Annotated in this window: 4 protein-coding genes; 2 read left to right on the top strand and 2 right to left on the bottom strand. The window is 75.3% G+C overall.

The genetic code is table 11. The annotated features are described in order from the left end of the window. A partial coding sequence (locus ABD308_RS33035) for a hypothetical protein (RefSeq protein WP_344343264.1) occupies positions 1-849 on the bottom strand: 849 nt, incomplete at its 3' end. A gap of 324 nt (positions 850-1,173) precedes the next feature. On the opposite strand from ABD308_RS33035, the gene ABD308_RS33030 reads away from it, so the two are divergent. Further along, positions 1,174-1,680 (top strand): hypothetical protein, encoded by a 507-nt coding sequence (locus ABD308_RS33030; RefSeq protein WP_344343262.1) that lies wholly within the window; start codon positions 1,174-1,176, stop codon positions 1,678-1,680. Between the two features lie 77 nt (positions 1,681-1,757). On the opposite strand, the gene aspS is transcribed toward ABD308_RS33030, so the two are convergent. Continuing rightward, positions 1,758-3,059: an aspartate--tRNA(Asn) ligase gene (gene aspS, locus ABD308_RS33025; RefSeq protein WP_344343260.1), complete on the bottom strand. Its 1,302-nt coding sequence runs from the start codon at positions 3,057-3,059 to the stop codon at positions 1,758-1,760. Positions 3,060-3,400: 341 nt separating this feature from the next. Here aspS and ABD308_RS33020 point away from each other — a divergent pair, with 341 nt between their 5' ends. Next, positions 3,401-4,288, top strand: coding sequence for an FAD-dependent oxidoreductase (locus tag ABD308_RS33020; protein ID WP_344343258.1), 888 nt, complete (start codon positions 3,401-3,403; stop codon positions 4,286-4,288). Positions 4,289-4,779 lie beyond the last annotated feature (491 nt).

Raw genomic sequence — 4,779 nt, 5'->3', positions numbered from 1 at the left:
GGCCTGGAAGTCCAGCGCGGCCGCCCCGGCGGCGGGCAGGCCCGCGCCCCGCAGGGTGAGCTCGGGCAGGAAGGCGACCTCCTTGCCGCTGCGGTTGGTGAGCGTCAGCCGGAACGGCCTGGCCTCGCCGCCGGCGGTGAAGGAGGCGGGCACCGCGTCCAGGCCGAGGTACGGCACGCCGGGCGCGGGGGCGGACGTCGGCAGGGTGGTGGGGCCGGCCGCGACGGTGGTGCACTCCTGGTGCGGGGTGTTCGCCTCGGAGATCCGGTGCTCGGGCGGCAGGGTCGGGTCGGAGACCACCGCCCGGAAGCCGCCGGTGGCCCGGCCGGCGGGCGCGTCGGCGGTGGCCGCGAGCCGCAGCCGGTAGGTCACGGAGGCGCCGGCGGGCAGGCTGAGCCGGGCGGCGAAGGTGTCGAGGTCCCAGGTGGCACCGGCTCCGGCGCCCGGGCTGAGCGCGGCGGGCTTCCACGGGCCGCCACCGGGGGCCTGGTAGTCCAGCTTGAGGTGGCTCCCGCGGACACCGGAGTCGACGTTCGCGACGGTGAAGCCGGTGCTGACGTCGACCGCGTGGTCGGCGGAGTTGCGCAGGGTGGCGGTGAACTCGGCGGCCGGACCACCGGCGGTGAGCGTGCCGGGGAAGCCGGCGAGGGTGGCCGTGACCGGGCCGCGCTGCTCCTGGAGGCCGCCGGGCGCCGTGGTGCCCTGGCCCGAGGACTGCCGCACCGTCCCGGTGGCGCCGCCGGAACGCGGCAGCGCGGCCGCGCCGGGGGCGGCCGCGGTCAGGGCCACGCCCGAGGCCAGGGTGACGGCGGCGGCGAGGGCGAGGGATCTGCGGTGCTGAGTGCGCAAGGGAGACCTCACGAAAGGAAGGCGGGCGAACCCGACGAACCGGCAGCAGGCGGTTCACCGAGGTGGGAGGCCGCTCCGGGACTCTCACCCGGGTCGCTGCTTCGCCCCCCAACCACCAGCGACGGGCGCATCATATCCGAACGCACGGACGCTCCCTGAGCGGTTTTCAAGGGGTGGAAGGGAGGTTCGCCGGACGGATTCGGCGATGACACCGTGTCGAAATCGTGAGGACGACTGTCGGCGGACTCCAGTACTGTGCGCACTCGTCCCCGGCGGTCCGCCCCGGCGCGCCCGCCCGCCCCCCTGGAACAACAGGAACACCTCGTGAATCTCGACTTCGACGCCGAACCGCTCTTCTCCTGGTACGTCGTGCTGCTCGCGATCAGCGGCATCGCGCTGCTGGTCATCGGCGCCGTCAACCTCGGCGGCCTGAAGATCGGCTGGCGCATCCTCAACGTGCTGGCCGGTCTCGGCTTCACCGGCTACGCGTACTACCTGGCGTTCGTCTTCGAAGGCGGCGAGTACACGCTGTTCTTCAAGGCGTTCATCCTGCCGGTGGCGCTGATAGCCAACGCGGTGAAGGCACTGCTCGCGCGCTCCGAGACGCCGGCCGTCCCGCCGGTCCCGGCGCCGTCGCCGTCGCCGTACCAGCCCAACGCCCAGTACCAGTCCAATGCCCAGTACCAGCCGAACACGCAGTACCCGTCGAACGCTCCGTACCAGCCGAACGCCCAGTACCCGCAGGCGCCCCAGTACCCGCAGGCGTCGCCCTACCAGCCGCAGGCGGCCCCGTACCAGCCGCAGGCACCCCAGGCGCCGCATCAGGGCTGAGCCCCACCGCCGGTCACCCCCGGGCGGCGCCCCCGACCGCTCGGGGGCGCCGCCCGGAGGCGTCTCCGCGTCTCACCTCACGGCGTCAGCCGGTGCACGTCGCGCGGGAAGAGGGCGGTGCGGCGGATGTTGTCCTCCCCCGTCAGCCGCGCCGTCCAGCGCTCCAGGCCGAGCGCGAACCCGCCGTGCGGCGGCATGCCGTGGGCGAAGGCCCGCAGGTAGCCCTCGTACGGCCCGGCCGGCTCGCCGCGGGCGGCGAGGGCCGCGAGGTAGTCCTCGTACCGGTGCAGCCGCTGGCCGCCGGTGACCAGTTCCAGCCCGCGGAACAGCAGGTCGAAGCTGTTGGAGTACTCCGGCCGGCCCGGCTCGGGGTGCGTGTAGAACGGCCGCTTGCGCATCGGGTACCCGGTCACGAACAGGAACGGGCTGCCGTGCTCGCGCAGCGCCCACTCGCCGAGCCACCGCTCGTGCGCCGGCGCGAGGTCGGGTTCGTCGGCGCCCAGCATCCGCATCGCCTCGGCGAAGTGCAGCTGCGGGATCTCGGCCGGGACGGCGGGCGGCTCGACGCCGAGGGTCGTGAGGGCGTCCCCGGCCCGTTCGGCGACCGCCGCGACCATCCCGGCGAGGGCGGCGCGCACCACCGCCATGACGTCCCGGTGGTCGGTGACGAAGCCGAGTTCGGCGTCCAGGCTGGTGTACTGGGCCAGGTGGCGGGCGGTGTCGTGGGGTTCGGCCCGGAACACCGGCCCGGTCTCGTAGACCCGCTCGAAGACCCCGACCATGGCCTGCTTGAAGAACTGCGGCGACTGCGCCAGGTACGCCTCGCGGCCGAACCAGTCGAGCGCGAAGACGTTGGCGCCCGACTCGGTCGCCGAGGAGACCACCTTCGGCGTGTGGATCTCGGTGAAGCCGAGGCCGTCGAGCGCCGCCCGGAAGCCGTGCACGGAGGCCGCCGAGACGCGGTGCAGCGCCGCCAGCCGGGGGTGGCGCAGGGTGACGGGCGCGCCGTCGAGGATCACCGGCAGCGAGGCGGGGACGGCCGGGCGGAAGAGGTCGAACGGCGGGGCCGCGGCGGGGCGCGAGAGCACTTCGACGGCCGGGCCGGTCAGTTCGACGCCGTTCGGCGCCTGAGGGTTGGCCGTGACGGTGCCCCGGACGCGCAGCACCGTCTCCTCGGGCAGGTCGGCCGCCCCGGCGGGGGCCACCACCTGGGCGAGGCCCGAGCGGTCACGCAGGACGAGGAAGGTCACGGACTTCAGCGCGCGGCGGCGGTGCAGCCAGCCGGCGAGTTCGACGGTTCCGCCGATCCGGCCGGGCAGGTCGGCGGCCAGGACGCGGGCGGTGCGGGTGGTACGGGTGGTGGCGCTGGGGTGGATCATCGCGGCCCTCCGGGGGCGTCGTGGTGATCCCTTGGGAGTGCGGGCGAGAAGGGGACTCGCGGTGCCACCGCACTTTCGCCGCCGTCGCCGTCGCCTTGGCGGGGCGGCGGGCGGCGGCCTCGTTCGGCCCGGTGACGGGGGCCGGCCGGCGGGGCATTTCCTCCCCGCACTCGGGAGTGTCTTCCCTCCCGGACGCGAGGCCGCCTTCACAGCAGCCGGCGGCTCTCTCGGCTCGCGGGGCCCGGAGGTACTCGTCTCCCTCGACGTGTTGCGACGAGGCTAGGGCGCCACCGGCCGTCCCGGCAACCGGAATTCCGCCCGGCGGCCACTACCCTGCTGTGGTGACCCGACCGTCCAGCACGCCCTACGACCTGGTGATCATCGGCGGCGGCCCGGCGGGCTGCGCGGCGGCGGTGATGGCGGCGAGCGTCGGACTGCGCTCGGCGCTCATCGAGCGGCGCGAACTGGGCGCCACCCTGCGGCGCGTGCCGGCGGTGGGCAACGTCCTCGGCTTCGCCACCGGCACCGCCTTCGCCGACGCCGTCACGGCGGACGTCCTGCGGGTCGCCGACTCCTGCGACGTCCTGCTCGGCACTCCGGCGACCGAACTGCACGCCGACGACGAGGGCGTCACCGTCCGCCTCGCCTCGGGTGCCGCCGTCCACGGCCGCTACGCGATCGCCGCCACCGGCGTACGGGCGGCCCGTCCCGACGAGGCCGGCTGGCTCGACTCCGCCGTCGACGCCCCACCGCCGCTCTGGGAGGCCGACGCGGCCCGCCTGGCCGGGCGCCACGCCCTCGTCCTCGGCGCCGACCGCCCCCTCGGCACCCTGCTGCGCGCCCACCCCGACACCCCGTTCGACCTGCTCGTCCCCCACCCGGCCGCCGACGCCTACAAGGCCGACGAGGTCCGCGCCGACCCGCGCGTCACCCTCCACCGGCTCGACGCCCTCGACCTCCGCCCCGCCGCCGAAGGCCGGATCGCCGCAGGCGGACTGGGCACCTTCGCCCCCGACACCGTCTTCGTCAACCTCGGCGTCCGCCCGGCCGCCCTGCCCGGCATCCTGGCCCCCACCCCCGACGGCTACTGCCCGCCCGACCGCCAGCACCCCCGCGTCCTCACCGCCGGCGACCTGCGCTCCCCCCGCGCCCAACGCATCATGACCGCCACCGGCTCCGGCGCCGAAGCCGCCCTGCACGCCTACTACGCCCTCCGCCTGAACCACTGACCATCCGCCGGTTCACCCCGGCGTGAGGGTCCGCCCTGGCCCGGCCCGCGGCGGGGACCTCACGATGCGCCGATGTGCGTCCGCCGCATCAGTTCGAGCCGGCACTTCGTGTGCCTGCGCTGCCGGGCCTCCTACAAGAAGAGGTCCCAGCCGCGATTGGTACACGTCTGCCCCGGTGCAGCGGCGGGCTGATCGACGCGGGCCATGACCTCGCGGTGCCCGCCCACCGGGATGCGGCGGGCTGGCGGGCACTGTCCGCACCGCTCAACGCCGGAGTCACCTTCCACTCCTCCTGCGGCGACGGCCCCGGCTGGCGGCCACGCACACCCGGCGGGGTCAGGGCCCGACCGGCGGCCGCCACGGGCACCGGGATCCCCGTGTCCAAGGCGCTGACCACCCTGGATGTGGACGGACTCCGAGCGCGGCAGCCCAGACGCTGACCCGTGTGCATCCATCGTCCCGGTGGTCGGGCGGAGGCGGTCCGAGGCTCC

It is taken from the genome of Kitasatospora putterlickiae, from assembly GCF_039527695.1.
GTDB lineage: Bacteria > Actinomycetota > Actinomycetes > Streptomycetales > Streptomycetaceae > Kitasatospora > Kitasatospora putterlickiae.
Note: the sequence above shows the minus strand (reverse complement) of the source record. Positions and strands in the feature narration are given on the sequence as shown.

What these genes read in the sequence shown, in the direction of transcription:
- aspS (WP_344343260.1), bottom strand. Translation starts at nt 3,059, where the DNA reads ATGATCCACCCCAGCGCCACCACCCGTACCACCCGCACCGCCCGCGTC.